The sequence below is a fragment of the Acidovorax sp. PRC11 genome, assembly GCF_031844105.1.
In the GTDB taxonomy this organism is placed as follows: Bacteria; Pseudomonadota; Gammaproteobacteria; order Burkholderiales; family Burkholderiaceae_C; genus Paracidovorax.
In genome coordinates, this window is record NZ_JAUZUQ010000003.1 from 256,126 (window position 1) to 283,078 (window position 26,953).

At 70.8% G+C, this 26,953-nt stretch carries 23 protein-coding genes; 2 read left to right on the forward strand and 21 right to left on the reverse strand.

What is annotated here, in order from left to right:
• Positions 1 to 43 precede the first annotated feature (43 nt).
• Entirely contained in the window at positions 44 to 1,738 is a 1,695-nt protein-coding gene (locus Q9R47_RS05110; RefSeq protein ID WP_311232127.1) for a rhodanese-related sulfurtransferase, read from the forward strand.
• A 53-nt stretch (positions 1,739 to 1,791) separates the two neighbouring features.
• On the opposite strand, the gene Q9R47_RS05115 is transcribed toward Q9R47_RS05110, so the two are convergent.
• The 8 genes from Q9R47_RS05115 to Q9R47_RS05150 all read right to left on the reverse strand — a co-directional run bounded on the left by Q9R47_RS05115 (position 1,792) and on the right by Q9R47_RS05150 (position 9,251).
• Positions 1,792 to 2,319, reverse strand: a complete 528-nt coding sequence (locus tag Q9R47_RS05115; RefSeq protein WP_311232128.1) for a disulfide bond formation protein B — start codon at positions 2,317 to 2,319, stop codon at positions 1,792 to 1,794.
• 60 nt (positions 2,320 to 2,379) lie between these two features.
• Positions 2,380 to 3,504: a sulfate ABC transporter ATP-binding protein gene (locus Q9R47_RS05120; RefSeq protein ID WP_311232129.1), complete on the reverse strand. Its 1,125-nt coding sequence runs from the start codon at positions 3,502 to 3,504 to the stop codon at positions 2,380 to 2,382.
• Positions 3,505 to 3,528: 24 nt separating this feature from the next.
• The gene (gene cysW, locus Q9R47_RS05125) at positions 3,529 to 4,440 is read right to left on the reverse strand and encodes a sulfate ABC transporter permease subunit CysW (RefSeq protein WP_311232130.1); all 912 of its coding nucleotides are present in this window, start codon (positions 4,438 to 4,440) and stop codon (positions 3,529 to 3,531) included.
• A 133-nt stretch (positions 4,441 to 4,573) separates the two neighbouring features.
• Positions 4,574 to 5,446, reverse strand: coding sequence for a sulfate ABC transporter permease subunit CysT (gene cysT, locus Q9R47_RS05130; RefSeq protein WP_311232131.1), 873 nt, complete (start codon positions 5,444 to 5,446; stop codon positions 4,574 to 4,576).
• A gap of 3 nt (positions 5,447 to 5,449) precedes the next feature.
• Positions 5,450 to 6,463 carry a sulfate ABC transporter substrate-binding protein gene (locus Q9R47_RS05135; protein ID WP_311232132.1) on the reverse strand — a complete coding sequence of 338 codons (1,014 nt, stop codon included), beginning with the start codon at positions 6,461 to 6,463 and terminating at the stop codon, positions 5,450 to 5,452.
• A gap of 156 nt (positions 6,464 to 6,619) precedes the next feature.
• The gene (locus tag Q9R47_RS05140) at positions 6,620 to 7,183 is read right to left on the reverse strand and encodes an alpha/beta hydrolase (RefSeq protein WP_311232133.1); all 564 of its coding nucleotides are present in this window, start codon (positions 7,181 to 7,183) and stop codon (positions 6,620 to 6,622) included.
• Positions 7,184 to 7,374: 191 nt separating this feature from the next.
• Positions 7,375 to 8,103 (reverse strand): hypothetical protein, encoded by a 729-nt coding sequence (locus tag Q9R47_RS05145; protein WP_311232134.1) that lies wholly within the window; start codon positions 8,101 to 8,103, stop codon positions 7,375 to 7,377.
• A 209-nt stretch (positions 8,104 to 8,312) separates the two neighbouring features.
• Entirely contained in the window at positions 8,313 to 9,251 is a 939-nt protein-coding gene (locus tag Q9R47_RS05150) for a LysR family transcriptional regulator (RefSeq protein WP_311232135.1), read from the reverse strand.
• A 126-nt stretch (positions 9,252 to 9,377) separates the two neighbouring features.
• Here Q9R47_RS05150 and Q9R47_RS05155 point away from each other — a divergent pair, with 126 nt between their 5' ends.
• Positions 9,378 to 10,025 (forward strand): FMN-dependent NADH-azoreductase, encoded by a 648-nt coding sequence (locus tag Q9R47_RS05155; protein ID WP_311232136.1) that lies wholly within the window; start codon positions 9,378 to 9,380, stop codon positions 10,023 to 10,025.
• A gap of 34 nt (positions 10,026 to 10,059) precedes the next feature.
• Here the strand turns inward: Q9R47_RS05155 and Q9R47_RS05160 are convergent, their stop codons facing one another.
• The 13 genes from Q9R47_RS05160 to Q9R47_RS05220 all read right to left on the reverse strand — a co-directional run bounded on the left by Q9R47_RS05160 (position 10,060) and on the right by Q9R47_RS05220 (position 26,934).
• Positions 10,060 to 13,203 carry an efflux RND transporter permease subunit gene (locus tag Q9R47_RS05160; RefSeq protein WP_311232137.1) on the reverse strand — a complete coding sequence of 1,048 codons (3,144 nt, stop codon included), beginning with the start codon at positions 13,201 to 13,203 and terminating at the stop codon, positions 10,060 to 10,062.
• Between the two features lie 19 nt (positions 13,204 to 13,222).
• A complete protein-coding gene (locus Q9R47_RS05165; RefSeq protein ID WP_311232220.1) occupies positions 13,223 to 14,311 on the reverse strand; it encodes an HlyD family efflux transporter periplasmic adaptor subunit in 1,089 nt (362 codons plus the stop codon).
• Between the two features lie 92 nt (positions 14,312 to 14,403).
• A complete protein-coding gene (locus tag Q9R47_RS05170) occupies positions 14,404 to 14,991 on the reverse strand; it encodes a hypothetical protein (protein ID WP_311232138.1) in 588 nt (195 codons plus the stop codon).
• 45 nt (positions 14,992 to 15,036) lie between these two features.
• The gene (locus Q9R47_RS05175) at positions 15,037 to 16,434 is read right to left on the reverse strand and encodes a TolC family protein (protein WP_311232139.1); all 1,398 of its coding nucleotides are present in this window, start codon (positions 16,432 to 16,434) and stop codon (positions 15,037 to 15,039) included.
• 215 nt (positions 16,435 to 16,649) lie between these two features.
• Complete coding sequence (locus Q9R47_RS05180; protein WP_311232140.1) at positions 16,650 to 17,000, reverse strand: hypothetical protein; 351 nt, start codon at positions 16,998 to 17,000, stop codon at positions 16,650 to 16,652.
• Positions 17,001 to 17,078: 78 nt separating this feature from the next.
• Positions 17,079 to 17,633 (reverse strand): NAD(P)H-dependent oxidoreductase, encoded by a 555-nt coding sequence (locus Q9R47_RS05185; RefSeq protein ID WP_311232141.1) that lies wholly within the window; start codon positions 17,631 to 17,633, stop codon positions 17,079 to 17,081.
• 126 nt (positions 17,634 to 17,759) lie between these two features.
• Positions 17,760 to 18,698, reverse strand: coding sequence for a serine O-acetyltransferase EpsC (epsC, locus tag Q9R47_RS05190; protein WP_311232142.1), 939 nt, complete (start codon positions 18,696 to 18,698; stop codon positions 17,760 to 17,762).
• 171 nt (positions 18,699 to 18,869) lie between these two features.
• Positions 18,870 to 19,667 carry a MetQ/NlpA family ABC transporter substrate-binding protein gene (locus Q9R47_RS05195; RefSeq protein ID WP_311232143.1) on the reverse strand — a complete coding sequence of 266 codons (798 nt, stop codon included), beginning with the start codon at positions 19,665 to 19,667 and terminating at the stop codon, positions 18,870 to 18,872.
• Positions 19,668 to 19,759: 92 nt separating this feature from the next.
• Complete coding sequence (locus Q9R47_RS05200) at positions 19,760 to 21,352, reverse strand: methyl-accepting chemotaxis protein (RefSeq protein ID WP_311232144.1); 1,593 nt, start codon at positions 21,350 to 21,352, stop codon at positions 19,760 to 19,762.
• 140 nt (positions 21,353 to 21,492) lie between these two features.
• Positions 21,493 to 22,158, reverse strand: coding sequence for a methionine ABC transporter permease (locus Q9R47_RS05205; protein WP_311232145.1), 666 nt, complete (start codon positions 22,156 to 22,158; stop codon positions 21,493 to 21,495).
• A gap of 4 nt (positions 22,159 to 22,162) precedes the next feature.
• Entirely contained in the window at positions 22,163 to 23,248 is a 1,086-nt protein-coding gene (locus Q9R47_RS05210) for a methionine ABC transporter ATP-binding protein (protein ID WP_311232146.1), read from the reverse strand.
• 266 nt (positions 23,249 to 23,514) lie between these two features.
• Complete coding sequence (locus Q9R47_RS05215) at positions 23,515 to 25,587, reverse strand: PAS domain-containing protein (protein WP_311232147.1); 2,073 nt, start codon at positions 25,585 to 25,587, stop codon at positions 23,515 to 23,517.
• Between the two features lie 120 nt (positions 25,588 to 25,707).
• Entirely contained in the window at positions 25,708 to 26,934 is a 1,227-nt protein-coding gene (locus Q9R47_RS05220) for an MFS transporter (RefSeq protein WP_311232148.1), read from the reverse strand.
• Positions 26,935 to 26,953: the final 19 nt, after the last annotated feature.

Sequence of the window (26,953 nt, forward strand, 5' to 3'; positions counted from 1 at the left end):
CGCCCCACGGCGATGCCCCCCGCCGCCTTATCATCCCCGCCCCATGCCCGAGATCCTCACCGCCGCGCTCTACCATTTCGCCGACCTGCCCGATTGCGCGGCGCTGCGCGATCCGCTGCAGGCCGAATGCGATCGCCAGGGCGTGCGCGGCCTGCTGCTGCTGGCGCCGGAAGGCGTCAACGGCACCATCGCGGGCAGCAGCGCGGGAGTGCGGGCGGTGCTGGACATGCTGCGCGCGCAACCGCCGCTGGCGGCGCTGCGGCACAAGGAGGCCTGGGGCGACCGCATGCCCTTCTACCGCATGCGGGTGCGCGTGAAGCGCGAGATCGTCACCCTGGGCGTGCCCGGCCTGAACGCGGCACGCGACGCCGGCACCTACGTGAAACCGGCGCAGTGGAACGCCCTCATCGACGATCCGGACGTGGTGGTGATCGACGTGCGCAACGGCTACGAGAGCGCCATCGGCAGCTTCGCCGGCGCGGTGCGGCCGGACACGCGCAGCTTCACCGAGTTCCCCGCCTGGGTCGAGGCCCAGTCCGCCCCCGGAGGGCTGCTGGAAGGCAGGCCGCGGGTGGCCATGTTCTGCACCGGCGGCATCCGCTGCGAGAAATCGACCGCGCTGCTGCGCATGCAGGGCTTCGGCGAGGTCTACCATTTGGAGGGCGGCATCCTGCAGTACCTGGAGGACGTGCCCGCGGACGGCAGCCGCTGGGAGGGCGACTGCTTCGTGTTCGACGAGCGCGTCTCCGTGGCGCACGGTTTGGCGCCCGGCACGCACCAGGATCTCTGCCGTTCCTGCCGCATGCCGCTGAGTCCGCAGGACCTGGCATCGCCCGATTACGTGGCCGGGGTGCGCTGCCCGCACTGCCACGGCAGCCGGCCGCCCGAGCAGGAGCGCGCGCTGGCCGAGCGGGAGCGGCAGATGGCGCTGGCCCGGCAACGCGGCACGGAGCACCTGGGCGCGCGCCTGGCCGCGCCGGGCGGCTCAGGCTCAGGCTCAGGCTCGCAAAGTGTCTCCGGGCACTCCGCGCAGACAGGTGCGGCACCAGCCGCTTCCCTGCCCGTGCTCTACACCTTCCGTCGCTGCCCCTACGCGATCCGCGCACGCATGGCGATCGCAGCGAGCGGCCAGCGCTGCGAATGGCGCGAAGTGGTGCTGCGCGACAAGCCCGCCGCGCTGCTGGGCGCCTCACCCAAGGGCACCGTGCCCGTGCTCGTGCTGCCGGAAGGACACGTGCTGGAGCAGAGCCTGGACATCATGCGCTGGGCGCTCGGGCAGGGCGATCCGCAGGGCTGGCTGCGGGCGGGCGCCCAGGACGAGGTGCAGGCGCTGATCGCCTCGTGCGACGGCCCGTTCAAGCAGGCGCTGGACCGCTGCAAATACCCCGAACGCCATCCCGGACTGCCGCCCGGCGAGGCGCAGTCGCAGGCCGGCGCGTGGCTGCGCGGGCTGGAAGAGCGGTTGGCACGCAGCCGCCATCTGTGCGGGAACGCGGCTTCGCTGGCCGACGTGGCCCTCATGCCCTTCGTGCGCCAGTACGCGGCCATCGACCGGGCCGCCTGGGCAGCGCAGCCGTGGCCGCATCTGCAGGCCTGGCTGGCGGCGTGGGAAGGCGGAGCGCTCTGGGAGCGGGTGATGCACAAGGCCCCCGCGTGGCGCGAGGGGCAGGAGACGCTGTGCTTTCCGCCCGACCCCGACCGCGGCGCCTCGCCAGGGTCGTTCGGGCCCGCCGGTTGACGGACGGCCCGCAGGCGAGCCTGCAGCGATCCTCCGGCGATTGAACGCTGCGGTCAGGCCGCGGAGAAGCCCCCGCGGCGGCCGCGCGGCGCACGCACCAGCACCACGAGCAGCACCAGGGCCATCAGGGCGAAGCAGACGAACGACCAGTTGGCGATGCTGCCGCCCAGGAAGGTCCAGTCGATCGCGGCGCAGTCGCCCGAGCCGCGGAAGATCATGGGAACGGCGCGGCTGATCGGAAAGTTCTCGATCATCCCGTAGAAGTCGCGGCCGCAGGTCGCGAACTCGGGCGGATACCACTGCAGCCAGCTCTGGCGCGCGGCCACGAAGGCGCCGAAGCCCGAGAACAGCAGTGCGAGCACGCCCCACGCCATCCACCAGCCCCGGCCGCTGCGCAGCGCGCCCAGGCCCGTGAACACCGCCACGGCGATGAGCGCGTAGCGCTGCACGATGCACATCGGGCACGGCTCCAGGCCCACGACGTGCTGCAGGTACATGCCGAAGGCCAGCATCGCGATGCAGGCGGCGCAGATGAGGCCCAGCACGCGGCGCGGCGCGGCATCCAACCAGTTCGAAACCATGGAATCCTTGTCCTTGAAAACCCGGGCACCGCACGCGGCACCCGGCAAGGGCGCTGCGCGTCAGATGCCCGCGGCGTGGTCCAGAAAAACGCGGGCGCGGCGCGGCGTCACCACCAGCGTTTCACCCTCCCTGAAACCCGCCTCCCGGAACTGCTGCGCGGGTATCTGCGCTTCGATCAGGGCTTCGGGCTCCGCATTGTCCGCTGATTTGTGATCGCGATCGGGGATAAGTTCCAGCCGCGCGATCGGGCCGACCACGATCGCGCGCGAGAGCTGGGCCACGATGCCGCGCGGGCGGCCTTCGGCGTCCACGCCCTGCCCCGGCGAATAGCGCTCCACGTCGAGGTCGTGCGGGCGCACGTAGGCGAAGGCGTCGGCGTTCTGCGCCGCGGCATGCTCGGGAGAATCGATGGACATGCCCTGCACGTGCACCAGCCCTTCGTGCGCGCGGCCGCGGAACAGGTTCACGTCGCCCAGGAAGCCGTAGACGAAGGGGCTGGCCGGCTGGTCCCACACCTCCTGCGGCGAGCCGCTCTGCTCGATGCGGCCCTGGTTGATGACCACCACGCGGTCGGCCACCTCCAGCGCCTCTTCCTGGTCGTGCGTGACGAAGATCGAGGTGACGTGCAGCTCGTCATGCAGGCGCCGCAGCCAGCGGCGCAGCTCCTTGCGCACCTTGGCGTCGAGCGCGCCGAAGGGCTCGTCGAGCAGCAGCACCTTGGGCTCGACGGCCAGCGCGCGCGCCAGGGCGATGCGCTGGCGCTGGCCGCCCGACAGCTGCGACGGGTAGCGGTCGGCCAGCCAGTCGAGCTGCACGAGCTTGAGCAGGTCGGTCACCTTCTGGCGGATCGCGCTCTCCGAAGGCCGCTCGTTGCGGGGCTTCACGCGCAGGCCGAAGGCGACGTTCTCGAACACCGTCATGTGGCGGAACAGCGCGTAGTGCTGGAACACGAAGCCCACGCCCCGGTCGCGCACGTGCACGTCGGTTGTGTCCTCGCCGGAGAAATGGATGGTGCCGGTGTCGGGCGTCTCCAGCCCCGCGATGATGCGCAGCAGCGTGGTCTTGCCGCAGCCCGAGGGGCCGAGCAGCGCGATGAGTTCGCCGGACTGGATGTCGAGGCTCACGTCGCGCAGCGCCTGGAAATCGCCGAACTGCTTGCTGATGTTGCGGATTTCGATGCTCATGTCGTTGTCCTGTCCTGTGCTGGTTCAGCGCGGCACTGCCGCGGCGGGAGCCGGCCGCTCGGGCGGCAGGTTGGCGGCGGCCTTGCGCTCCTGCTCGCTGCGCCATTCGGCGAAGGTCTTGATCACCAGCGTGACCAGGGCCAGCAGCGCCAGCAGCGAGGCGGCGGCGAAGGCGGCGACGGACTGGTATTCGTTGTAGAGGATCTCGACGTGCAGCGGGATCGTGTTCGTCTGGCCGCGGATGTGGCCCGACACCACCGACACCGCGCCGAACTCGCCCATGGCGCGCGCGTTGCAGAGGATCACGCCGTACAGCAGGCCCCACTTGATGTTGGGCAGCGTCACATGCCAGAAGGTCTGCCAGCCGCTCGCGCCCAGCACGATCGCGGCCTGCTCCTCGTCGCTGCCCTGCGCCTGCATGAGCGGAATCAGCTCGCGGGCGATGAAGGGGAACGTCACGAACACGGTCGCGAGCACGATGCCGGGCACCGCGAAGATGATCTTGATGTCGTGCGCGGCGAGCCAGGGGCCGAGCCAGCCGTTGGCGCCGAACATCAGCACGTAGACCAGGCCCGCCACCACGGGCGACACCGAGAACGGCAGGTCCACCAGCGTGGTGAGGAAGGCCTTGCCGCGGAACTCGTACTTGGCGATGGCCCAGGCGGCCGCCACGCCGAACACGAGGTTGAACGGCACCGCGATGGCCGCGGTGATCAGCGTGAGCCGGATGGCCGACCAGGCATCGGGCTCGCGCAGCGCGTCCAGGTAGGCGCCGACGCCCTTGCGCAGCGCCTCGGTGAACACCGCGGCGAGCGGCAGCACCAGGAACAGCAGCAGGAAGACCATCGCGATCATGATCAGCGTCCAGCGGACCCAGGGTGCCTCGGTGGTGCCGGCCTGGGCGCGGCGGACGGCGCGTGTCGGGTGGTTGTTCATAGGGACTTTCCAAAGCGCACGGCACCCGTTGCAGGTGCGGCACAGGCCAGGGCAGCCGTGGAACGGGCTTTGCCCGGCCACTGGCTGCGTCCCCCTCGGGGGGAAGGCGCGGAGCGACTCAGGGGGGACATCATCATGACTGCTTGCGCTGCCAGGCCTGCAGCGCGTTGATCACGAGCAGCAGCACGAAGGAAATCACCAGCATGACCACGGCCACGGCGGTCGCGCCCGCATAGTCGTACTGCTCCAGCTTGCCGATGATGATGAGCGGCGTGATCTCCGAGACCATCGGCATGTTGCCCGCGATGAAGATCACCGAGCCGTATTCGCCCACCGCGCGCGCGAAGGCCATCGCGAAGCCCGTGAGCAGCGCCGGCGTGATGGCCGGCAGGATCACCTTGGTGAAGATCTGCCAGCGCGTCGCGCCCAGGCTGGTGGCGGCTTCCTCGAGTTCCTTCTCGGCGTCTTCCAGCACCGGCTGCACCGTGCGCACCACGAACGGCAGGCCGATGAAGATGAGGGCGATGACCACGCCCGCCGGCTTGAAGGCGAGCTGGATGCCGAGCGGCTCCAGGTACTGCCCCACCCAGCCGTTGCCGGCAAGCAGCGCGGTGAGCGAGATGCCGGCCACGGCCGTGGGCAGCGCGAACGGCAGGTCCACCAGCGCATCCACGATCTTCTTGCCGGGGAAGCGGTAGCGCACCAGCACCCACGCGATCAGCAGCCCGAAGACGAGGTTCACCAGGGCCGCAAGGAACGACGCACCGAACGTCAGCCGGTAGGACGCGAGCACGCGCGGCGCGCTGACGGCCGTCCAGAACTGCTCCCAGGTCAGGGTGAAGGTCTTGAAGAGCAGCGCGGAGAGCGGGATGAGGACGATCACGCTCAGGTAGAACAGCGTGTAGCCGAGCGTGAGCCCGAAGCCGGGCAGCACGCGCCGGGCACCGCGTCGGGCGCGGCCCGGCACGGGTGCCGCAGCACCCGCGGAGGAGATGGCCGCACCCATGGATCAGCGGCCGCCGGGCGTGTAGAGCTTGTCGAACTGGCCGCCGTCGTTGAAATGCACCTTCTGCGCCTCGCCGAGCGAGCCGAAGTACTTGGCGACGGTGAACTGCTTGACCGGCTTGAAGAGGTCGGCGTGCTTCTTCAGCACCGCCTCGGAACGCGGGCGCAGCGCATGCTGGGCCGCGATCTCCTGGCCTTCGTCGGAGTAGAGGTAGTCCAGATAGGCCTTGGCCAGGTCGCCCGTGCCCTTCTTGGCGACGGTGCGTTCCACCACGGCCACGGGGTTCTCGGCCACCACGCTAACGGACGGATAGACGGCATCGACCTTGCCCTTGCCGAATTCGCGCTCGATCGACAGCACCTCGGATTCGAAGGTGATCAGCACGTCGCCCGTGTTGCGCTGCAGGAAGATGCTGGTCGCATCGCGGCCGCCCTTGCCCAGCACCGGAACGTTCTTGTAGAGCTTGCCGACGAATTCGGCGGCCTGGGCGTCGGTGCCGCCCTTCTCGCGCACGGCGCCCCAGGCGGCCAGGTAGGCATAGCGGCCGTTGCCGCCGGTCTTGGGGTTCACCACGACCACCTGCACGCCGGGCTTGACGAGGTCGTCCCAGTCCTTGATGTTCTTCGGGTTGCCCTTGCGCACCAGGAACAGCATGGTGGAGGTGGTGGGCGAGGCGTCGTTGGGGAACTTCTTCGCCCAGTCCTTCGCGACCACGCCGTTGCCGGCGAGGAAATCGATGTCGGTGGTGGTGTTGAACGTGACCACGTCGGCCGCGAGGCCGTCGTTCACGGCGCGGGCCTGGGCGCTGGAGCCGCCGTGGGCCTGGTCGATGCGCACGTCCTTGCCGGTGGTCTTCTTGTAGTGGGCGACGAAGGCCTGGTTGTAGTCCTTGTAGAACTCGCGGGCGACGTCGTACGAGACGTTCAGCAGCGTGGCGGTCTGCGCCGCTGCGGTGCCGGCGGTGGCGGCCAGGACCAGCGCGGCCAGGAGGGTCTTGAGTCTCGTCCGGGAATTCATGTGCGTGTCGCCCAGGTTGTCATGGATGCAACCTATTGTGAATGCGACCGCTTCCAACTCAAAAGAATAGATTCTTGTTAATTAATCAGGATCGGGCATAAGGAAGCCACTGTCGGGCGGCGCGCCCAGCCCCCGGGCACCCCTGCGGCACGGCGGTCAGGCGGCCGACCGGACGGGCTCCGCGCCGGTGTCGGGATCGGTGAGCGAGTGCAGCAAGGCCCAGCCGAGCGGCCACTCGCCGTGGCCGGAATCGATGTTGATGTGCCCCGCCTGCTGCAGCCGCACGAACTCCGAACCCCAGGCCCGGGCGTAGGCGCCCGCCAGGCGCACGGGGCAGTACGGATCGTTGCTGCTGGCCACCAGGATGCTGCGGTAGGGCAGCGGCGCATAGGGGACGGGGGCGAAGTCGCTCAGCACCGCGCGCCGTTCCGGGTCGGCCGGCGCCACCAGCAGCGCACCGGCGACGCGGGCCTGGGCGTCGGGGCCCATGTGGGTGGAGGCGATGCAGCCCAGGCTGTGGGCGACGAGAACGACCGGGTGCGGCGCCTGCAGCACGGTGCGCTCCAGCGTCCGGACCCAGGCCTCGCGCGAGGGCGTGATCCAGTCGTCCTGCACCACGCGCACCGCGTTCGGCAGGCGGTCGGCCCAGAGGCTCTGCCAATGGCCGGGCCCGGAATCGCGCCAGCCGGGCACCACGACGATGGAGGTTTCAACAGCCACGGGGCTCTCCGGCACGGGGCTCTCCGGCACGGGGCACGGCAGGACGGTGGCCGCAGCGGCGCGAGACGTCGTTCAGGGAAATCGCAGCGGCCATGGACATCGCTCCTTTGCATGCACGAATGGAGCGATTTTTGTTCAGTCCAGCTTAAAACCCAAACGAATATCTGGTTCTGAATTTATAAGAATCTCGTCTATCGAGGAGTCTGTGACGACCGCCGCGCATTGCGCAGCAGCACGAAGATCTGCCACTGGGCCATCACCAGCGCGACGTAGGCGAACATTTCCGACCATTCCTCCATCACCACCGCGTGGTGACCGAGCGACTGGGGCGCGGGAAAGCCGAGATGCCCTTCCGCGTAGGTGCTGAGCACGCCGGCCAGCACCATCACGGCGAGTTCCGCCCAGACGAACCGGGGCGAGCGCAGCAGCCGCAGCACGACGCGCAGTGCGCCCGAACGGGCCGCCATCCAGCCGCACCACGCGAGGACCAGCAGTGCCAGCGGAGCCACCGCGGGCTTGTACCAGAGCGTGGACGAGGAATAGGTGGGCCCGTCTTCCCCGAACCCCATGGGCGGCAGGAACGCGGCGCCCCAGCTCAGCTCCCGCGCGGCCATCAGGCACCACAGCGGAACCACGGCCACCGCGAGCCCTTTCAAGGCAGCTCGCCCCCAATCGCCCGATGCCGTGCCCTGGCGCGCGACTGCGACGGCCATGGCGGCGCCGCCCAGCAACACCACCACCTGCAGATTCTCCAGCCAGCCGTTCTCCCAACCGGCCGACGCCGGCAGGCGCGCCGCCACCCAGTAGCCGATCGCCAGGCCGACCAGCATCAGCGACAACAGCCACCAGCGCCATCGGACGGCGCGGGGCGGAACATGGAAGGTCAGCGAAGCGGGAGAACCGGGAGAAGCGGAATGCATGGGCGGAACGGCACGGCGGGTGGGATGCCTGCAAGGAAAGCGGGAAAGCGCTGTCTCACGCACGGCACACGGGTGCTGCGGCGACACGGCAACGTACCTTGGATGGGGCTGCAGGTGCGAAACAGAACTGATTGGTCGGAGAAAAACCAACCAGTCACTCCCCTTCAGTCTACGCCGATTGTGTAAACGGTATGTATTTGCGCTCCTATTTACGTGGACAGGCGCGTGGCTTCCCGCCGGCAGACGACGTCGCCGTGACCGGGCACCGTTTCGCCCAGGAAATCCAGGAAGCGCCGCACTGCGGGCGCGAGCCCGCGCCGGGAGGGAAAGACTGCATGCACCACGCCCCGCGGTGTGGACCATCCGGGCAGCAGGCGCACCAGGCGGCCTTCGTGCAGTTCTGCCTGGCACATGTAGTCGGGCAGCCAGCACATGCCGGTGCCGGCCAGCGCGGCGAACTTGAGGGTGAGCAGGTCGTCCGCCACGTAGCGCGGCGCCAGTTGCACGGTCTCTTCGCGGCCGTCCGGGCCGACCAGCCGCAGGTGGGTGCGCCCTTCCGCCGCCGACATCGCCAGGCTGTCGAGCCGGGCCAGGTCGTCGAGCGTGGCCGGCGTGCCCTGGCGCTCCAGCAGCGCGGGGCTCGCCACCAGCACCTGCCGCGCGTCGTCGAGCCGCTTGACCACCATGCTGCCGCTGTCGTCCAGGCTGGGACGCACACGCAGGGCCACGTCCACCCCCTCTTCCAGCAGATCGACGGCGCGGTTGGTGACCTGCATCTCGATGCGCACCGCGGGGTGGCGCTCCAGGAAGAGCGGCATCAATTCGCCCAGCACCGTCTGCGCGAGCGTCACGGGGCAGCTCACGCGCACCGTGCCGCGCGGCTCGGTCTGCACCTGCGCCACCGTGTCGGCCGCGGCCTGGGCGGCCTCGCGCATCGCCTGGCAGTGCCGCAGGTACGACTCGCCCACCTCGGTGAGCGACAGCTTGCGGGTGGTGCGCTGCAGCAGGCGCACGCCCAGCTGCGTTTCCAGCTCCGACACGCGGCGCGACAGCCGCGATTTCGGGATGCCCAGGGCGCGGCCGGCCGCCGCGAAGCCTCCCCGCTCCACCACTTCGGCGAAGTACAGCATGTCGTTCAGGTCCTGCATACGGTGTGCCCATTGTTCCAACAATGGAACAATCTATCGCAGCCGTGCCCGCTTATCAAGGGATCATGGCGGCAGCACAATCCAATCAACGCCACATGCCGTGGCCTTTCAACCCAGGAGAATTCCATGCAAGTGCTGCACATCGACTCGGCCATCACCGGCGCCGCCTCCGTTTCCCGCCAGCTCACCGCCCAGACCGTGGCGGCCTGGGTGGCGGCCCACCCCGGCGCGCAGGTGCAGTACCTCGACCTGGTGGCGGAAGCCCCCGGCCACTTCACCATGGATGCCATGGCGCCGCGCACCGGTCAGACGGAGGCCTTGAGCGACGCACAGCGTCACGAAAACGCCGTGTCGGAACGGCTGGTGAGCCAGTTCCTCGCGGCCGACGTGGTGGTGGTGGGCGCGCCCTTCTACAACTTCGGCATTCCCTCGCAGCTCAAGGCGTGGATCGACCGCATCGCGCAGCCGGGCCGCACCTTCCGCTACACGGCGAACGGCCCCGAGGGGCTCGCCCGGGGCAAGACCGTGATCGTGGCCTCGTCGCGCGGCGGCGTGTACTCCACCAGCGAAGGCGGCCGTGCCCTGGAACACCAGGAGAGCTACCTGCAGACCGTGTTCGGCTTCTTCGGCATCACCGACGTGCGCTTCGTGCGGGCGGAAGGCGTGGCGATGGGCCCCGACGCCCGGGCGAAGGCGCTCGCCAGCGCGGAAGCCGACATCCAGGCGCATGTGTCGGCCTCCACCCCGGCCGCCGCGGTCGCCGAAGCGGCCTGAACGGCAGGCGCCCCCGCCGTGGGGGCGCCGCGCCTCAGAAGGCGCCCGTGCCGCGGTCGGCCAGCAGGCGCTCTGCCGGCTTGCGGCCGAAGCGGCGGAACAGCACCGGCGTCAGGTAGGTGTCCAGCAGGGTCGAGCTGATCAGGCCCGAGAAGATCACCACCGCCACGGGATGCAGGATCTCGGTGCCGGGCCGCTCCGCCTCGAACAGCAGCGGCGCGAGCGCGAAGGCGGTGACCAGCGCGGTCATGAGCACGGGGCTCAATCGCTCCAGCGAGCCGCGCAGGATCATCGGCACGCCGAAATCCTCGCCCTCCTCCCGCATCAGGTTGAGGTAGTGGCTCACCTTCAGGATGCCGTTGCGCACCGAGATGCCGGCCAGCGTGACGAAGCCGACCAGCGCCGCGACGGACAGCGGCTGGCCGGACAGCCACAGCCCCAGCACCGCACCGACGAGCGCCAGCGGGATGTTCGCCATGATGAGCGCCGACAGCGCCGCCGAGCGGTAGCGGCTGTAGAGCACGACGAACATCAGCACCAGCGACACGGCGGAGAGCCCGCCCACGAGCCGCGAGGCTTCCTCCTGGGCCTGGAACTGGCCGCCCAGGGTGATGAACATGCCCTCCGGCAGGCGCGTGCCCGCCACCTCGCGGCGGATGTCGGCCACCACGTCGGACAGCGCACGGCCCTGCGCGTTGGCCGACAGCACGATGCGGCGCCGGCCATCGTCGCGGCTGATCTGGTTGGGCCCGTCGCTCTCTTCGATCTGCGCCAGCCGCGACAGCGGCACCCGCCCCGTGGGCGTTTCGATGAGCACGCGGCCCAGGCCCTCCAGCGAGCGCGCCGTCTCCGGCAGGCGCACCACCAGCGCGAAACGCCGATTGCCCTCGACGATCTGGGTGACGCGCTCCCCCTCCACGAGGTTCTGCAGCGCGGCCAGCACCTGCGGTGTCGGCACGCCGTAGCGGGCCGCCGCCGCCGCATCCACCCGCAGCTTGATCTGCGGGGCCAGCACCTGCTTTTCGATCTCCAGATCGGCGAGGCCGGGAATGCCCGCCAGGCGCGACCGCAGCGCATCGGCCTGGGCGCGCAGCGCGTCCAGGTCTTCGCCGAAGATCTTGATGGCGATCTGCGAGCGCACGCCGGAGAGCATGTGGTCGATACGGTGCGAGATCGGCTGGCCGATGCCGACCGCCGCGGGCAGCGGCGCCAGCCGGGCGCGGATGTCGCCGGTGATCGCCTCCATCGGCCGCGTGAGTTCCGCCGCGGGCCGCAGGCCCACGTCCAGCTCGCTCACGTGCACGCCTTCGGCATGTTCGTCCAGTTCCGCCCGCCCGCTGCGCCGCCCGACGTGCGTGACCTCCGGCACCTGCCGCACCAGCACCTCGGCCTGGCGGGCGATCGCGGAGGATTCCGCCAGCGTCACGCCGGGATTCAGCCGCAGGCCGACCAGCAGCGTGCCTTCGTTGAAGGGCGGCAGGAAGGTGCGCGGGAAGAACGGCACCGCCACCGCGGCGGCGAGCACCGCGGCGCCGGCCAGCGCCATGGCCGCGCGCGGCCGGTCGAGCACCGCGGCCAGGCTCGTGCGGTAGCGCGCCTTGAGCCAGGCCAGCAGCCGCGTGTCGCCATGGTCCAGCGTTTTCATGCGCGGCAGCAGGTAGTAGGCCAGCACCGGCGTCACGGTCACCGACACCAGCAGCGACGCCAGCGTGGAGACGATGAAGGCCACGCCCAGCGGCACGAACAACCGGCCCTCCATGCCCGGCAGCGCGAAGAGCGGCAGGAACACCAGCACGATGATCACCGTGGCGTAGAGGATGGCCGAGCGCACCTCCATCGACGCACGGGCCACCACCTCCAGCGGGTGCAATCGGTGCTGCGGGTGCCGCGCACGGTCGTCCTTCAGGCGGCGCATGATGTTCTCCACGTCCACCACGGCGTCGTCCACGAGCCCGCCGATGGCGATCGCCAGCCCGCCGAGCGTCATCGTGTTGATCGACATGCCGAACCACTTGAACACCAGCGCGGTGATGCAGATCGACACCGGTATCGCCGTGAGCGCGATCAGCGTGGGCCGCAGGGTGCCGAGGAAGAAGAAGAGGATCACCGCGACGAACACCGACGCGCCGATCAGCTTGCCCTGCAGGGTGTCGATCGATGCCTCGATGAAGCTCGCCTGCCGGAAGGTGATGCGGGGTGCGTTCAGCCCTGCGGGCAGCGAGGCCTGCATGCCTTCCAAAGCGCCTTCGATGGCACGCGTGAGCTGGATTGTGTCCGCCGTGGGCTGCTTCTGCACGCCCAGGATGACGGCCGGCGCTCCTTCGAATCCCGCGTCGCCGCGCCGGATCGCCGGAGCGAAGCGCACCGACGCGACCTGGCGCAGCAGGATGGCCTGCCCGCCGCGCGCGGTGAGGGCGAGGTTCTGCAGGTCTTCCAGGCGCGAGGTGCGGCCCAGATGCCGGATCAGATATTCCCGTCCGTTGAGCTCGAGGAAGCCGCCGGAGGTGTTGGCCGAGAAGCCCCTGAGCGCGGCGTCCAGATCCGCCAGCGTGATGCCCAGCTCGGCCATGCGGGCCGTGTCCGGCTGCACCTGGAACTGCCGGACCTCCCCGCCGATCGGGATCACCTGGGCCACGCCCGCGATCGCCATGAGCCGCGGGCGCAGCACCCAGTCGGCATATTCGCGCACCTCCATGGCCGACAGCGCGGGCGCGCCGGGCGGCGCATCCGGGCGGGCGCCGATGGGGATCGCGATCTGCAGGATCTCGCCCATGACGGAGCTGACCGGGCCCATGCGCGGCGTGATGCCGGGCGGAAGGCCCTCCTCCATCGCGCCGAGGCGCTCGGACACCATCTGCCGGGCACGGAAGATCTCCGTGCTCCAGTCGAAGGTGACGTAGATGAACGACAGCCCGGCGCTGGAGACGGAGCGCACGCTCTCCACCCCCGGCAGGCCGTTCATGGTCGTTTCCAGCGGGAAGGTGATGAGCTGTTCGACCTCTTCCGCTGCCATGCCGCCCGCCTCCGTCATCAGGGTGACGGTGGGCTTGTTGAGATCGGGGAACACGTCGACCGGCGTGCGCGACAGCGTGAAGGCGCCGTAGGCCATGGCCACCAGCGCCGCGATGAGCACGAGCAGGCGGTGGGCCAGGCTGTTGTCCAGAAGCCACTTGAACATGGGATGTGCCTCCTTGCGTTCAGCGGATCTGGTTGAGCAGCGCCGCGGCCCGGGTGACGACGCGGTCGCCCCCGGCCAGGCCCGACGTCACCGCCACCGTGGCGCCGTCCAGCGGCTCCAGCGTGACCACGCGCGGCGCGAACGCCTCGGGCGCTGTCTTGATCCACACCACCGGCTGGTTGGCCGGATTGCGGACCACGGCATCGGCCGGCACGCGCAGGCCCTGGACGGTCGCGCGGCCGCGCACGAACACGGCGACCGGCTGGCCCACCGCCAGACCGGCCACCGCGCTGCCCGACGCTGCGAAGAGCATCGGCAGGGCCTGCTCGCGCAGGCTGCGCGCGGCCCCCAGGAAGGCCAGCGGTACCTGCGCGCCATTCACTGCGATGGCGGCTCCGGCCACGTCGCGCGCGACGGCGGGATCGTAGGCCAGGGCTTCGATGCGCAGGCGCCTCGGATCGACGACTTCGAACACCAGTTCGCGTGCATCCACCACCTGCCCCGCCACGGCATTGCTGGACGCGATCACCCCGTCCACCGGGGAGACGAGCGCATCGCGCCCCGACAGGCCGCCGCCGAGCGCGGCGATGCGCGCCGACAACCCCGCGGATTCGCTCTCCAGCGCCTCGATCTCCTTGCGCGGCACGGTTTCGCTCAGGGCGCGCAGGCGCTCCAGCCGCTTGTCGGCCAGGCCCTTCGCGGCCCGCAGCTCCGCGACCTGCGCCACTTGGGCCGAGCGCTCGATGGCGCCGCTGGCCGGCTGGACGTGCGCAAGCACCTCGCCGCGGCGCACCGCCTGCCCGACGTGGGGAAAGCCCTTGGGCCCGGGCTCCAGCCTGCCCGCCGCGAGGGCCTGGACCTTGCCGCCCGCGTTCGGGTCCATCACCACCCGGCCCGCCAGCTCATGGCTGCGCGCCAGCGGTTCCTGCACCACCGGCAGCGTGCGCAACTGCCATTGCCGCTGGGCGGGCTTCGGCAGGAACACGCTGCCATCGGGCAGGCGCCGCGGGCCGTCCGCCACCGTGGCTGTGGGGGCGTCGCCATGGTCATGCCCGGAATCCGCGGCGGCCGGCAGCGCTGCGCACCAGGCCACGGCCATGGCCACCATCCCGGCACGCACGCGGTACGGCAGTCTCGCGGCTGCGGCGGCTGCGGTGAACTCCGTGGAGGGGACAGGCCGTTCGAATCGTTGCGGCGCGTTCATGCGGCACCTCCGGTCACGGCCATGCGGCGCGCGTGGCTGCGCCGCTGGCGGCGGCCCCGGGCCACGGCAACGGCCAGTGCAACCGCCACCGCGACCGCCAGCGCCACGCCGGCGGCCCAGGCCCTGGAAGGACGCCAGCGGCCGGATTTCTGCGCAGCAGCCGTCTCGGCGTGCCCATGCACGTCGAGCGTGGCCGCGAGCCGGTCGGTCGACCCACCGGCGGACACGGTCGCGACGATGGCCAGTTCGCCTTCCGGCGGTTCAGCCAGTTCGGCTTCGAAAAGACCTTCGCCCTCGGCATGCACGGGAACCGGCTTGCCGCCGATGTCGAGAGCCAGAGTCGCGTCCCGCGTGGGCCGGTTGTCGCCCGCATGGTCCAGGTACAGCGCCAGATGCGGGCCTTGGAAGATGCCCACGAGTTCGAAGGCATCGGACCGGGCGGCAAAGCGGGGCGAAGCCTCGGCACCTGCGGTGGCCGCGGGCGCCGCGTCGTCGTGGCCCTCGTGCGCGAGCGCGCTGCCAGCCGGTACCGCCATCGCGGCAACCAGGCAGCAGGCCCGGTGGAATGAGAAGAATTTTTGCATGGGGTGTTCGGGAAAATCGGAAATAGGGATGCAGCGTGGCTGCGCTCAGCGCGGCGGGGCCTCGGGCGCGGCAGCGGTATCCAGCGGCGATCCGGGCGGCAGCAGGCCCAGGGCCTGGCGCAGGCCGGACACCGCCGCATCGCGGTCCAGACGCGCGCGCACGGCGTCCCGCGCGGCATCGGCGGCTTCCTGCTCGATGCGCAGGCGGGTGGGCAGATCGGTCTCGCCCAGCGCGAAGGACTTCTGCACGAACCCGCGCGTGGCGGCCGCCAGCGCCTCGCGCTTTTGGGCGGCCTCCCACTGGGCCTGCGCCGCGGAATGGCGGGCGCGGGCAGCAGCGGCCTGCGCGCGCACGCGGGCCTGCTCCCGCTCCAGCTGGGCCTCGGCTTCCATCGCCTCGGCCAGCGCCGAGGCCACGCGTGCCTCGTGCCGGCTGCCGCCGCCGAAGGGAATGCGCAGCGCCACGGTGGCACTCTGCCGATAGGCCTCGCCGCGGGCGCCGCGGTCGCGGGTGGTGAGCAGGGCCAACTCCGGGTTGGCGCGCTCCTGCACCGAAGCGAGTTCCGCCGCCCGCCGTGCCACCTCCGCCTTCCGGCGCAGCGCGATCAGTTCAGGATGGGCGTCCACGGCGGCCACGGCTTCGGAGGCCGTGGGCACAGGCTCAGGCACACCTTCGCGGCGCCGGGCCTGCGCCGCCGGAGCGGGCCGCAGGTCCTCGGTGGCCACGAGGGCACCGAGGGCGAGCCGGACGCCCTCGAGCGCCCCTTCCGCCTCGGCCACGCCGGCCTGCGCGGAGGCCATGGCGCCATCCGCCTGGTGGCGGTCCACCAGCGCCAGGTCACCCGCCCGCACCCGGCGCGCCACATCGGCCGCCAGGGCCTCGGCGCTCGTCAGGCGCTCTTGCGCCTGCGCGAGCACGGCCTCGGCGCGCAGCCACTGCCACCATGCCTCGCGGACCTGCCCTGCCGTCCGCAGCCGTGCAGCCGCGAGCCGCCCCTGCTCCGCACCCTCTTCCGCGTCGGCCAGCCGTGCAGTGTGTGCGCGCTCGCCCGGCAGCCACAACGGCAGTGCGATGCCCGCTTCGTACTCGCGCGCTCCCTCCCGGCCGTTGAAGCGGTCGGTCTTGGCCGACAGCGACACCGCAGGCGGCTCTGCCGTCCACTGCCCCGCGATCTCCCGCCGGGCCGCGCCGGCCCGGGCGCGCGCGCCGGCCGCGAGCGCTTCGGGCTGCAGCGCCCAGGCGGCTTCGACGAGGCGGGCCAGTTCCGTGCCCTGCTCCATCGGAATGGGCAGGGCTCCGGGTACCGGCGCCTGCATTCCGGGTACGGCCCGAGACGCCGTGGCTGCTGTCTCGCGGCCGGAAACGGTCTGCGCCGGCGCCATGCCGGCGGCAAGACCCGCCAGGGCGCCCAGGACGCCCCAGCGAAACATCGTTCTCTGCATTCGATTTCTCTCCATCCATGTCGTGATCGGAAACGATGGATCGGAGAGGCGCGCGGGCCGTCGAACCGTGCCCTGCAGGGCCATGCCCGTGCGCCGCTCCCAGGGAGCACGCGGGAGACGCGCCTGGGCACGGGCACGCGCACGGGCATGGGCGCAGAACGCGCACCATGACGGCGGTCAGGGACGGGAAGGGAAAACCGCTCGGGCCTCGCCGATCAGGCGAGGCGCGGCCAATTGGGCCGGTCGGGCAAGGCAGGCGGCGGAGCGCGCAGCGCGCCCGCAGTCCGTGGAGGGAGGGCCTCCATCACCGGCGACACGCACGGCAGCGAGAGATCGATGAGCGCGAGGGCGCAGCCGGCGTGGCATGCGCCGCAGTCCTGGTCAATGCCCGCCAGGGAGGAGACGGAAGCGTCGCCGCTGCCCGAGGCCTCGGCATGCTGGTGCGCGTGGTGCCCGAAGTGTTGCAGCGCAGCGGCCGGCTCATGCGCGCAATAGCCGGCCGCTTCCGCCCAGGTCCACTGGATCGGCAGCAGAGTCAGCAGAAGGAGGAGCAACCAGCGGCGCATGGCCGGAAATTGTAGCGACGCCGGTGCAAGACCCGCGGCGGCTCAAGGCCATGCGGGCTCGGATGCCAGAGGCCCGGATCAGGCCTGTGCGTGGCGGCGCACCCAGGCCGCGTACTTGTCCATCCAGGTCTGCACGAACTGGCGGCTGGATTCGCCGATGTTGCCGTCGTCGCCGAACAGGCCCTCCTTGGCCTGGATGAATGCCTCGGGCTGGCCCAGGGTGGGCACGTCGAGGTAGGCGAGGATGTTGCGAAGGTGCTGTTGCGCGAGCGCGGTGCCGATGGCGCCGATCGATACGCCGATCACGCCGCCGGGCTTGCCGCTCCACACGCTCTGCCCGTAGGGGCGGGAGGCATGGTCGATCGCGTTCTTGAGCACGCCCGGGACGGAGCGGTTGTATTCCGGCGTGACGAACAGCAGGCCCTGCGCCTTGGAGATGTCCGACTTGAGGCGCCGCACGGGCTCGCTCTGGTGGTCATCCTCGTCCTGGTTGTAGAGCGGCAGATCGTCGATCCGCACCTGCACCAGCGTGAAATCAGGCGGTGCCAGTCGGGCCAGGGCGTCGGCCAGGCGGCGGTTGAACGAATCCTTGCGCAGGCTGCCCACGAAGACGGCGATGGTGTATTGGCTCACGGGAACTCCTTTGGCGGGAATGGCGGGAAGGCACGCAGGCGGCAGTGCCGCGCTGCACGACAGGATGCCCATGATCCCTGCGCACTGCGGAGCCGGCTGTCAGGCAAGTGCGCATTCGGAGCCGGCTCAGCCGCCCGCGGCCCGCGGGGATTCGTGCCCGGCGGCGCTCTCGCGTGCCGTGGCCTGCGTGATGTGCGCGCCCGCCGGCACGTCCGTGGTCACCCACACGTTGCCGCCGATCACCGCGCCGCGCCCCAGCGTCACGCGGCCCAGGATGGTCGCGCCCGCATAGATCACCACGCCGTCCTCCACGATCGGATGGCGCGCCAGCCCCTTCTTCGGCCGGCCGTCCGTATCGGACGGGAACCGCTTGGCGCCCAGCGTCACGGCCTGGTAGAGCCGCACCTGCTCGCCGATCACGGCGGTTTCGCCGATCACCACGCCGGTGCCGTGGTCGATGAAGAAGCCTGCGCCGATGCGTGCGCCGGGGTGGATGTCGATGCCGGTCTGCGCATGCGCCAGCTCGGACACCATGCGCGCCAGCAGCGGCAGCTCCAGCCCGTAGAGCACGTGGGCGAGGCGGTGGTGGATCATTGCCAGCACGCCTGGATAGCACAGCAGCACCTCGTCCACGCTGCGCGCGGCAGGGTCGCCGTGGAAGGCCGCGAGCACGTCCGAATCCAGCATCCGGCGGATGCCGGGCAACGCGTCGGCGAAGCCGCGCGCCGCCTCCAGGGCCGTGGCGCCGGACTGTTCCGGCGTGGGGACGGAGCCCGTGCGCCGCGCGACGTGGCGCAGTTCCAGCCCGATCTGCTGGTGCAGCGCCTGCAGCGCGGCATCGAGCTCATGGGCGACGAAGATGTCCTCGCTCTCGGGGCGCAGGTCGTGCGGCCCGAGCCGCAGCGGGAAGAGCGCGCCCTTCAGCTGCTCCACGATGCGCGCGACCGCATCGCGCGAGGGAAACTCGCGGCCGGCGGGCTCCTGCTCGCGGTTCTGCGCCCTGCGCCACTCGCTGCGGGCGGCATGGAGCTGGCGGCCGAGGCCGGCGATGTCGAAAGTGGCCATGGGGGTTCTCCGGTTCTGTCCGGGCGGCCGGCCGGATCGGCCGGGCGGCGGATGCGCAGTCCATCGTAGCCGCACGCGCGCAGGCATGCAGGCCATGGGGCATCGGGCTCCGCGAGGCCCTGCGGAAGCACCGGCCGAAGGAGCCGGGCACACCCGGCCCCCGGGTATCGCTTACCAGCCGGCCAGCACCGCGCCCTTGAACTGCGTCTCGATGAACTGGCGCGTCTCGTCGGAGTGGTAGGCCTTCACGAGCTTGGCCACCCAGGGCTTGTCCTTGTCGGCCTCGCGCACCGCGATGATGTTCACGTAGGGGCTCTTGGCGCTTTCCTGGGCGATGGCGTCGGTCTTGGGGTTGAGGCCGGCCGACAGCGCGAAGTTCGTGTTGATCGCGGCGGCGTCCAGGTCGTCGAGCGAGCGCGCGAGCTGGGCGGCGTCGAGCTCCACGAACTTAAGCTTCTTGGGATTGGAGGTCACGTCGAGCGGCGTCGCCTTGAGGCCGGCACCGTCCTTGAGCTTGATGAGGCCCTTGTCCTGCAGCACCAGCAGCACGCGGCCGCCGTTGGTCGGGTCGTTGGGGATGCCGAAGCGCGCGCCTTCCTTCAGGTCTTCGAGCTTCTTGACCTTCTTCGAATACAGGCCGATCGGGAAGTTGACCGTGTAGCCGGCGGACACCAGTTTGTAGCCGCGGTCCTTCACCTGCGCATCCAGGTAGGGCTTGTGCTGGTAGCTGTTGGCGTCCAGGTCGCCGGCGGAGAGCGCCGCATTGGGCTGCACGTAGTCGCTGAATTCGACGATCTGGATCTTCAGGCCGTCTTTCTCGGCGGTCTTCTTGACCTGTTCCATTATCTGCGCATGCGGGCCGGCGGTGACGCCGACCTTGATCGGCTTGTCCTGGGCCAGAGCGCCCTGCGACAGGATGGCGGCCACCGACAGGGCCAGGGTGGAACGGAGAAGGGAGCGCTTGTTCACAGGGTCATACCTTTGGGGAGAGAGGCAGCGATGGTATCGGCCGTGGCGCCGGACTTCAAAGAATAGATCGTCATTTTCTAAGCTCGGAAAGCTTATGAGGCGCGCAGCGCGACCGCGCCGGAGCCGCCGAGCTTGAAGACGCTCACGACTTCCGCCAGGTGGGCCGCCTGCTGCTCGAGGCCGCGCGCGGCCGATGCACCCTGCTCCACCAGCGCCGCGTTCTGGCGGGTGGACTGGTCCAGCTCCGCCACGGCGACGCCCACCGAGGCGATGCCGCCGGTCTGCTGCCCCGTGGAGGCGCTGATCTCGGCGATGAGCTGCGCCACGCGCTCCACCTCGCCCACGATGTCGGCCATGCTCGAACCCGCCTCGGCCGCGAGGCGCGAGCCCTGGCCGACGCGCGCCACGCTGTCGTCGATCAGGGCCTTGATCTCCCTGGCGGCCGTGGCGCTGCGCTGCGCGAGGCTGCGCACCTCGCCCGCGACCACCGCGAAGCCGCGGCCCTGCTCGCCAGCCCGCGCCGCCTCGACGGCCGCGTTGAGTGCCAGGATGTTGGTCTGGAAGGCGATGCCGTCGATCACGCCGATGATGTCCGCGATCCGGTTGGAGCTTTCGGTGATCGCATCCATGGTCGCCACCACCTGGCCCACCACCTCGCCGCCCTTGCCCGCCGCGGCGCTGGCCGAGCCGGCGAGCTGGGCCGCCTGCTGCGCGGATTCGGCATTGCCATTGACGGAGAGCGTCATGCGCTCCATCGATGCGGTCGTGTGCTCCAGGTGCTGCGCCTGGACCTCGGTGCGCTGCAGCAGGCCGGCATTGCCCTCGGCGATCTCCAGCGAACCACGCGCCATCGATTCGGAGGCGTTGCGCACGCGCGCCACCACCGCCGCCAGGTTCTGCTGCATGCTGCCCAGCGAGGCAAGCACGCTGCCGGTGCGCGCCGCGGCAGCGCCCGGCACGGGGCCGAGCTCGCCGGAGGCCACGCGGTGCGCCACTTCCGCCAGCGCCTGGGGCTCCGCGCCCAGCTGGTCGAGCAGGCTGCGCGACACCGCCCAGGCGACCAGCACGCTCACGGCCACCGCCAGCACCAGCGCCGAGAGCATCACCGCGCGGAAGCCGCTCGCCTGCTGCATCGCCGTGGCGTTCTCCGCCTGGATGCGCTTTTCCTCGAAGTCGATCAGCCGGTTGATGGCCGCCAGCCACTGCACGTACTGGGGCTTGGCTTCATTCCAGAGCGCCGCGCGCGCCGCGGCGTCGTCCGTGCCGGCCAGCGCCACGATGCGCTGCGTCGTCGCCACGGCCTGTGCCTCGGCGCGGCGGATGTCGGCATACAGGGCGCCTAGCTCCGGCGCCGCGCCGGGCTGGCCGATGATCTTTTCCAGCGGCTCCGCCGACTGCGCGTAGAACGCCGCGAGCGATGCGATGACCTCCACCTCGTGCTGCCGCTGCTGCGGGGTGGCCGAGAGCACGACATCACGCACCGCGATGGAGCGGTCGTGCGCGGAGCCGCGGAAATTGATGGCGTACCGCTGGATCGGCACGTGCTCGGTGGCGTTGGCGCCCAGCGCGTGATCGATCGCGAACACCTTGAACAACGCGATGACCACCACGACCACCAGCAGCCCGACCACCAGGCCGAAAGCCGCCGCAAGGCGCCTGGCCACCGTCATGCGAGAAAACCCCATTGCGCGCACCCGTCCGTGTAAATAAATGTGACACGATCTTACGTGCGCGGAACCTCCATGGGGGTAGGACACTTCCTATCTGCGCCATCCAGCAGGGCTATCGCGCACCCGGTGGCGCGGGCCGGGCCGGGCTGCGCCGGTCAGCGGTGGCTCAGGCGGCGCACCGCCCAGTCGCCCAGGCTCTGCACGGCCTGCACGAAGAAGATCAGCACCACCACCACGGCCAGCATGATGTCCGGCAGGAAGCGCTGGTAGCCGTAGCGGATGCCCAGGTCGCCCAGGCCGCCGCCGCCGATGGCGCCCGCCATGGCCGAGTAGCCGGTCAGGCTCACGAAGGTGATGGTCAGGCCCGCGACGATGCCGGGCAGCGCTTCCGGCAGCAGCACCTTCCAGACGATCTGCCCGGTGGTGGCGCCCATGGCCTGCGCGGCTTCGATGAGGCCGTTGTCCACCTCGCGCAGCGAGGCTTCCACCAGCCGGGCCACGAAGGGCGCGGCGGCGATGGTGAGCGGCACCACGGCGGCGGCCGTGCCGATGGACGATCCGGTGATGAAGCGCGTGAACGGAATGATCGCCACCAGCAGGATGATGAAAGGCGTGGAGCGCACGGCGTTCACGATCCAGCCCACGGTCTTGTTGACCACGCCGTTCTCCAGCACCCCGCCCTTGTCGGTGAGGCGCAGGAACACGCCCAGCGGAACCCCGATCAGCGCGCCGACGACGCCCGAGATGCCCACCATGATGAGCGTCTCCCACAGCGAGGTGGCGAACAGCTCCAGCATCATTTCCGAAAAATTCTCGAACATCGCCTCAACCCTCCACGCCCGGCACCGGGGCACCCGTGCCCGCATGGGCGGACACCTTCACTTCATCCACCAGCACGCCCTGCGCGCGCAGTTGCGCCACCGCGGCCGACAGCCGCTCCGCCTCGCCGCTCACGTACACCGCCAGCGAGCCGAAGGTCTGGCCCTGGATCTCGTCGATCTGCCCGTGCAGGATGGACAGGTCCAGCCGGTGCTCGCGGATCAGCCGCGACAGGATCGGATGGTAGGCGCGCTCGCCCGAATACGACAGGCGCAGCAGTTCGCCGGTCTCGCTCGCCGGCAGCTGCGCGGCGAGCTGGCGCACGTGCTCCAGCACGCTGGCGGGCAGCTCCTGCGGCACGATCTCGTCGATCAGGCTCTTGGTGATGGCCTCGCGCGGGCGGGTGAAGACGTCGAGCACCGGCCCCTGTTCAACGATGCGGCCCGCGTCGATCACGGCGACGCGGTCGGCCACCTGCTTGATGACCTGCATTTGGTGGGTGATGAGCACCACGGTGAGGCCCAGCTCCTGGTTCACCTGGCGCAGGAGCGCGAGGATGGAGCGCGTCGTCTCCGGGTCCAGCGCCGAGGTGGCCTCGTCCGAGAGCAGCACCTTGGGCCGGCTGGCGAGCGCCCGGGCGATGCCCACGCGCTGCTTCTGCCCGCCGCTGATCTGGGCGGGATAGCGGTCGGCCAGGTGCGACAGGCCCACCAGTTCGAGCAGCGGGTTCACGCGTTCGCGGATCGCGGCCCGGTCCATGCCCGCGAGCTCCAGCGGCAGCGCCGCGTTGTCCCAGACGGTGCGGGACGACAGCAGGTTGAAATGCTGGAACACCATGCCGATGTCGCGGCGCGCGGCGCGCAGGTCGGCGTCGCCGAGCTTCGTCAGGTCGCGGCCGGCCACGATCACCTCGCCGGCCGTGGGGCGGTTCAGCAGGTTGATGACGCGCACGAGCGAGCTCTTGCCCGCGCCGCTGCGCCCGATGATGCCGAACACTTCGCCCGGCTGGATCTGCAGGTCGATGCCCCGCAAGGCTTCCACGGGCCCGGTCGGGCCCTGGTAAATCTGGGTGATGCCCCGTAAGTCGATCATGGCAATGCGTTCCCGCGTCCGGCCGCCGGGCACGGGGCCGCGGCGCGGAGCAGGATCTGTTTTTGATGGGAAGGAAAGGACGTCGGAAAAGCGCGGAAGGCGCCGCGGCCGCCGCAATGCGGCACATGCGGCAAGAGCGGGACTGTACGTGCAGGGTGGCCGGAAGCCAACGATCCAGCGATTGGATGCAAAGAGCTTCCGGTTATGAGCGGCACCCGCAGGCCCGCGTGCCCCGCCGCGCGCAGCCCCGGATTCTCCCGCATTTCTCAAGGCCCGGGCGCGGTCCCCACCATGTCGAGCACCTTGTGCACCAACGCCTGCGCATCGAACGGCTTGACGATCAGCTCCATGCGGTGCGCGGCGAGGAAGCCCGGATCCATCGCCGCCTGCTCGGCATAGCCGGTCATGAGCAGCACGAGGATGTGCGGCAGCCGCTCGCGCGCGTAATCCGCCACCTGCCGGCCGTTGGGGCCCGGCAGCCCGACGTCGGAGACCAGCAGGTCGAAATGGATGGCGCCGGAGAGCATCGCCATGCCCTCCGCGCCCGAGGCGGCGGACATCACCTGGAAGCCCAGGTCGCGCAGCAGTTCGCAGACGAATTCGCGCACCGTCGCGTCGTCCTCCACCACGAGGATGGAGTCCGGCCGCTTGCCGCCTTCGGCGCTGTCGAGCCCGCCCGCGGCCCCATCCACCGCGCGCTCCAGCGACCGCGGGAAGTACAGCGATGCGCAGGTGCCGCTTCCCACCGCGCTGTCGAGCGCGACGGCGCCGCCGGACTGGCGCATGTAGCCGTAGATCATCGACAGCCCCAGGCCCGTGCCCTGCCCGATCGGCTTGGTGGTGAAGAAGGGATCGAACGCGAGGTCCATCACCTCGCGGGACATGCCATGCCCGGTGTCGCAGACCCGCACCACCACCAGGTCGCCGGCCGGCAGGCCCAGCGCTTCCCGCTCCGCGGCCGGCAGCGCCTGCGAGCCGGCCGGCAGGTTGGTGCCGGAGATGCGCAGCTCGCCGCCGTCGGGCATCGCGTCGCGCGCGTTGATCGCGAGATTCAGCACCGCGCTCTCGAGCTGGTGGGCGTCGGTGAGCACGGGCCAGAGTTCTGCGGGAATGTCGACCGCCAGCTCGATGTTCTCGCCGCAGGTGTTGCGCAGCATGGGTTCCAGATCGCGGATGGACCCCGCGACGTCGACGGGCCGCACGTCCAGCGGCTGGCGGCGCGAGAACGCCAGCAGCCGCTGCGTGAGCGCGGCGGCGCGGCGCGCCGAGGAAAGGCCCGCCTCCACGTAGCGCGGAATGTCGTCCAGCTGGCCGCGCGCGTGGCGCTGCCCGATCAGCTGCAGCGGCAGCACGACGCCCTGCAGCATGTTGTTGAAATCGTGCGCGATGCCGCCCGTGAGCTGGCCGATCGCTTCCATCTTCTGGCTGTGCCGCACCCGCTCCTGCGATTGCAGCAACGCCTCCGTGCGGACGCGCTCGTCGGTCACGTCGCGCCCCACGGCCTGCACGAAGCCGTCGCCCGGCACGGCGGTCCAGTCGATCCAGCGGTCCGCCCCGCTGCGGTGGCGAAAGCGCAGCGTGCCCTGGTGCCGCACCGCCTCCGCCAGGCGCTGCACGTCGCCCGGCACGCGCTCCGGCTCGTCGGCGTGCAGGAACGACAGCAGGCGCTGGCCGATGGTTTCGTCTTCGGAATAGCCGAGCGTGGCCTGCCAGGCCGGGTTGACGGCGGCGATCGTGCCGTCGAGCCGCGTCACCACCAGCATGGCATCGGACAGCAGCCACAGGCGGTTGCGGTCGGCCGTGCGGTCGGCGACCTGCTGGTCCAGCGAGGCGGCCAGCTCCTGCAGCCGCTGGTGCGCCAGGAACTTGCTGGTGGTCTCGACGACCGTGTCCATGAAGCCCTGCACCTTGCCGGCCCCGTCGCACACCGGGCTGTAGCAGAAGGTGAAATAGGCCTGCTCGTCGTAGCCGTGCCGGCGTACGGTGACGGGAAAATCCTCGAGGAACAACGATTCGCCCGCCAGCGCCCGCTCGGCGATGGGGCCGAGCGTGTCCCACGCCTCGGCCCAGACTTCATAGAAGGGCCGGCCGAGCGCGTACCGCTTGCCGCCCAGGATGATGCCGAAGGCATCGTTGTAGATCGACGTCATCTGCGGCCCCCAGGCCAGGCATTTGGGGAACTTGGATGCGAGCACCATCTGCGCGGCCACGCGCAACGCTTCGGGCCAGGCGTCCATCGGCCCCAGCGGGGTGGCCGCCCAGTCGTGGCGGCGGACGCGCTCACCCATTTCGCTGTCGGTCTTCAGAAAACTGGAGTGCGGAAGGAGCGGAGCGGTCATGGGCCCCGGATGATGACATGACACGGGCCCCGCTTCGCCATCGCGCCGCGGAACCCCTTCCCCCGCAGGGCGTGTTCCGTGGCCTGGAACCACGGTCGCGCCCCACCGTCCGGAACGGCTTCAGGCAACTGGGGGCCGCGCACCGCCCACCATCCGCACCGCCAGCGCTGCGGCGGACGCGGCCGTGGCCAGCGCCGCCACGCCCGGCCAGCCCCAGTGGGCCATGGCCAGGGCGCCGAGCGCCGATCCCGTCGCCATGCCGATGAAGATGCCCGTGAAGAGCAGCGCGTTCAGGCGGCTGCGGGCAGCGGGCTCCAGGCCGTAGACCAGCGTCTGGTGGGCGACCAGTGCCGCCTGGATGCCGAAGTCGAACCCGATGGCGCAGGCCACGAGCAAGGCGATCTGCGCCCAGGCCGGCAGCCACTGCGCCAGCAGCAGCGCCGCGAACGAGGCCAGCGCCAGGCCGGCGCCCAGCCGCGTGACGAGGTCCGGACCCCGGCGGTCGGCCAGGCGGCCGGCCAGCGGCGCGGCCAGCGCTCCCGCCGCGCCGGCGAGCCCGAAGGCGCCCGCGACCGCGCTGCCCCAGTGGAATTCGCTGTGCAGCATCACGGCCAGCGTCGACCAGAAGGCGCTGAAGGCCACCGACAGCAGGCCCTGCGCCAGCGTCGCGCGGCGCAGCGGGCGCTGCGCCCGCCAGAGCGATGCCATGGACGCGATCAGCGCACCGTAGCCGAGCTGCGTGGTCGGCGCGAAACGCGGCAGCCAGCGCCACGCCGCCCCGGCGAGCAGAGCGACCGCGACGGCGGCCGCGGCATACACCGCGCGCCATCCGAAGGCTTCGGCCCCGAGGCCGCTCACGACCCGCGACAGCAGGATGCCCAGCAGCAGCCCGGTCATCACCGTGCCGACCACCTTGCCGCGCGCCTGCGCGGGCGCCAGCGTGGCGGCCGCGGGCACCACGTCCTGCGCGAGCGTCGCCGCCAGCCCGACGGCGAGGCTCGCCGCCAGTAGCGCGCCGATGCCCGGGGCCGCAGCGCTCGCCAGCAGCGCGGCAGCCAGCACGGCCGCCTTGGCGAGGATGATGCGGCGGCGGTCGAAACGGTCGCCCAGCGGCGCCAGCAGCAGGATGCCCAGGGCGTAGCCGAGCTGGGTGAGCGTGGGCACGAATCCCACGGCACGCTCGGCTGCGTGGATGTCCGGTGCCAGCACGCCCAGCATCGGCTGGCTGTAGTAGAGCGAGGCCACGCTCACGCCGGCCGTCGTGGCGAGCAGGAACACAAGCGGGGCCGGAACGGCTGCGTCTGGCGCAAGGTGCGCCGTGGCATGCGTCGAATGAATGGTGGTCATGGTGTCGAGTGCGCAAGGA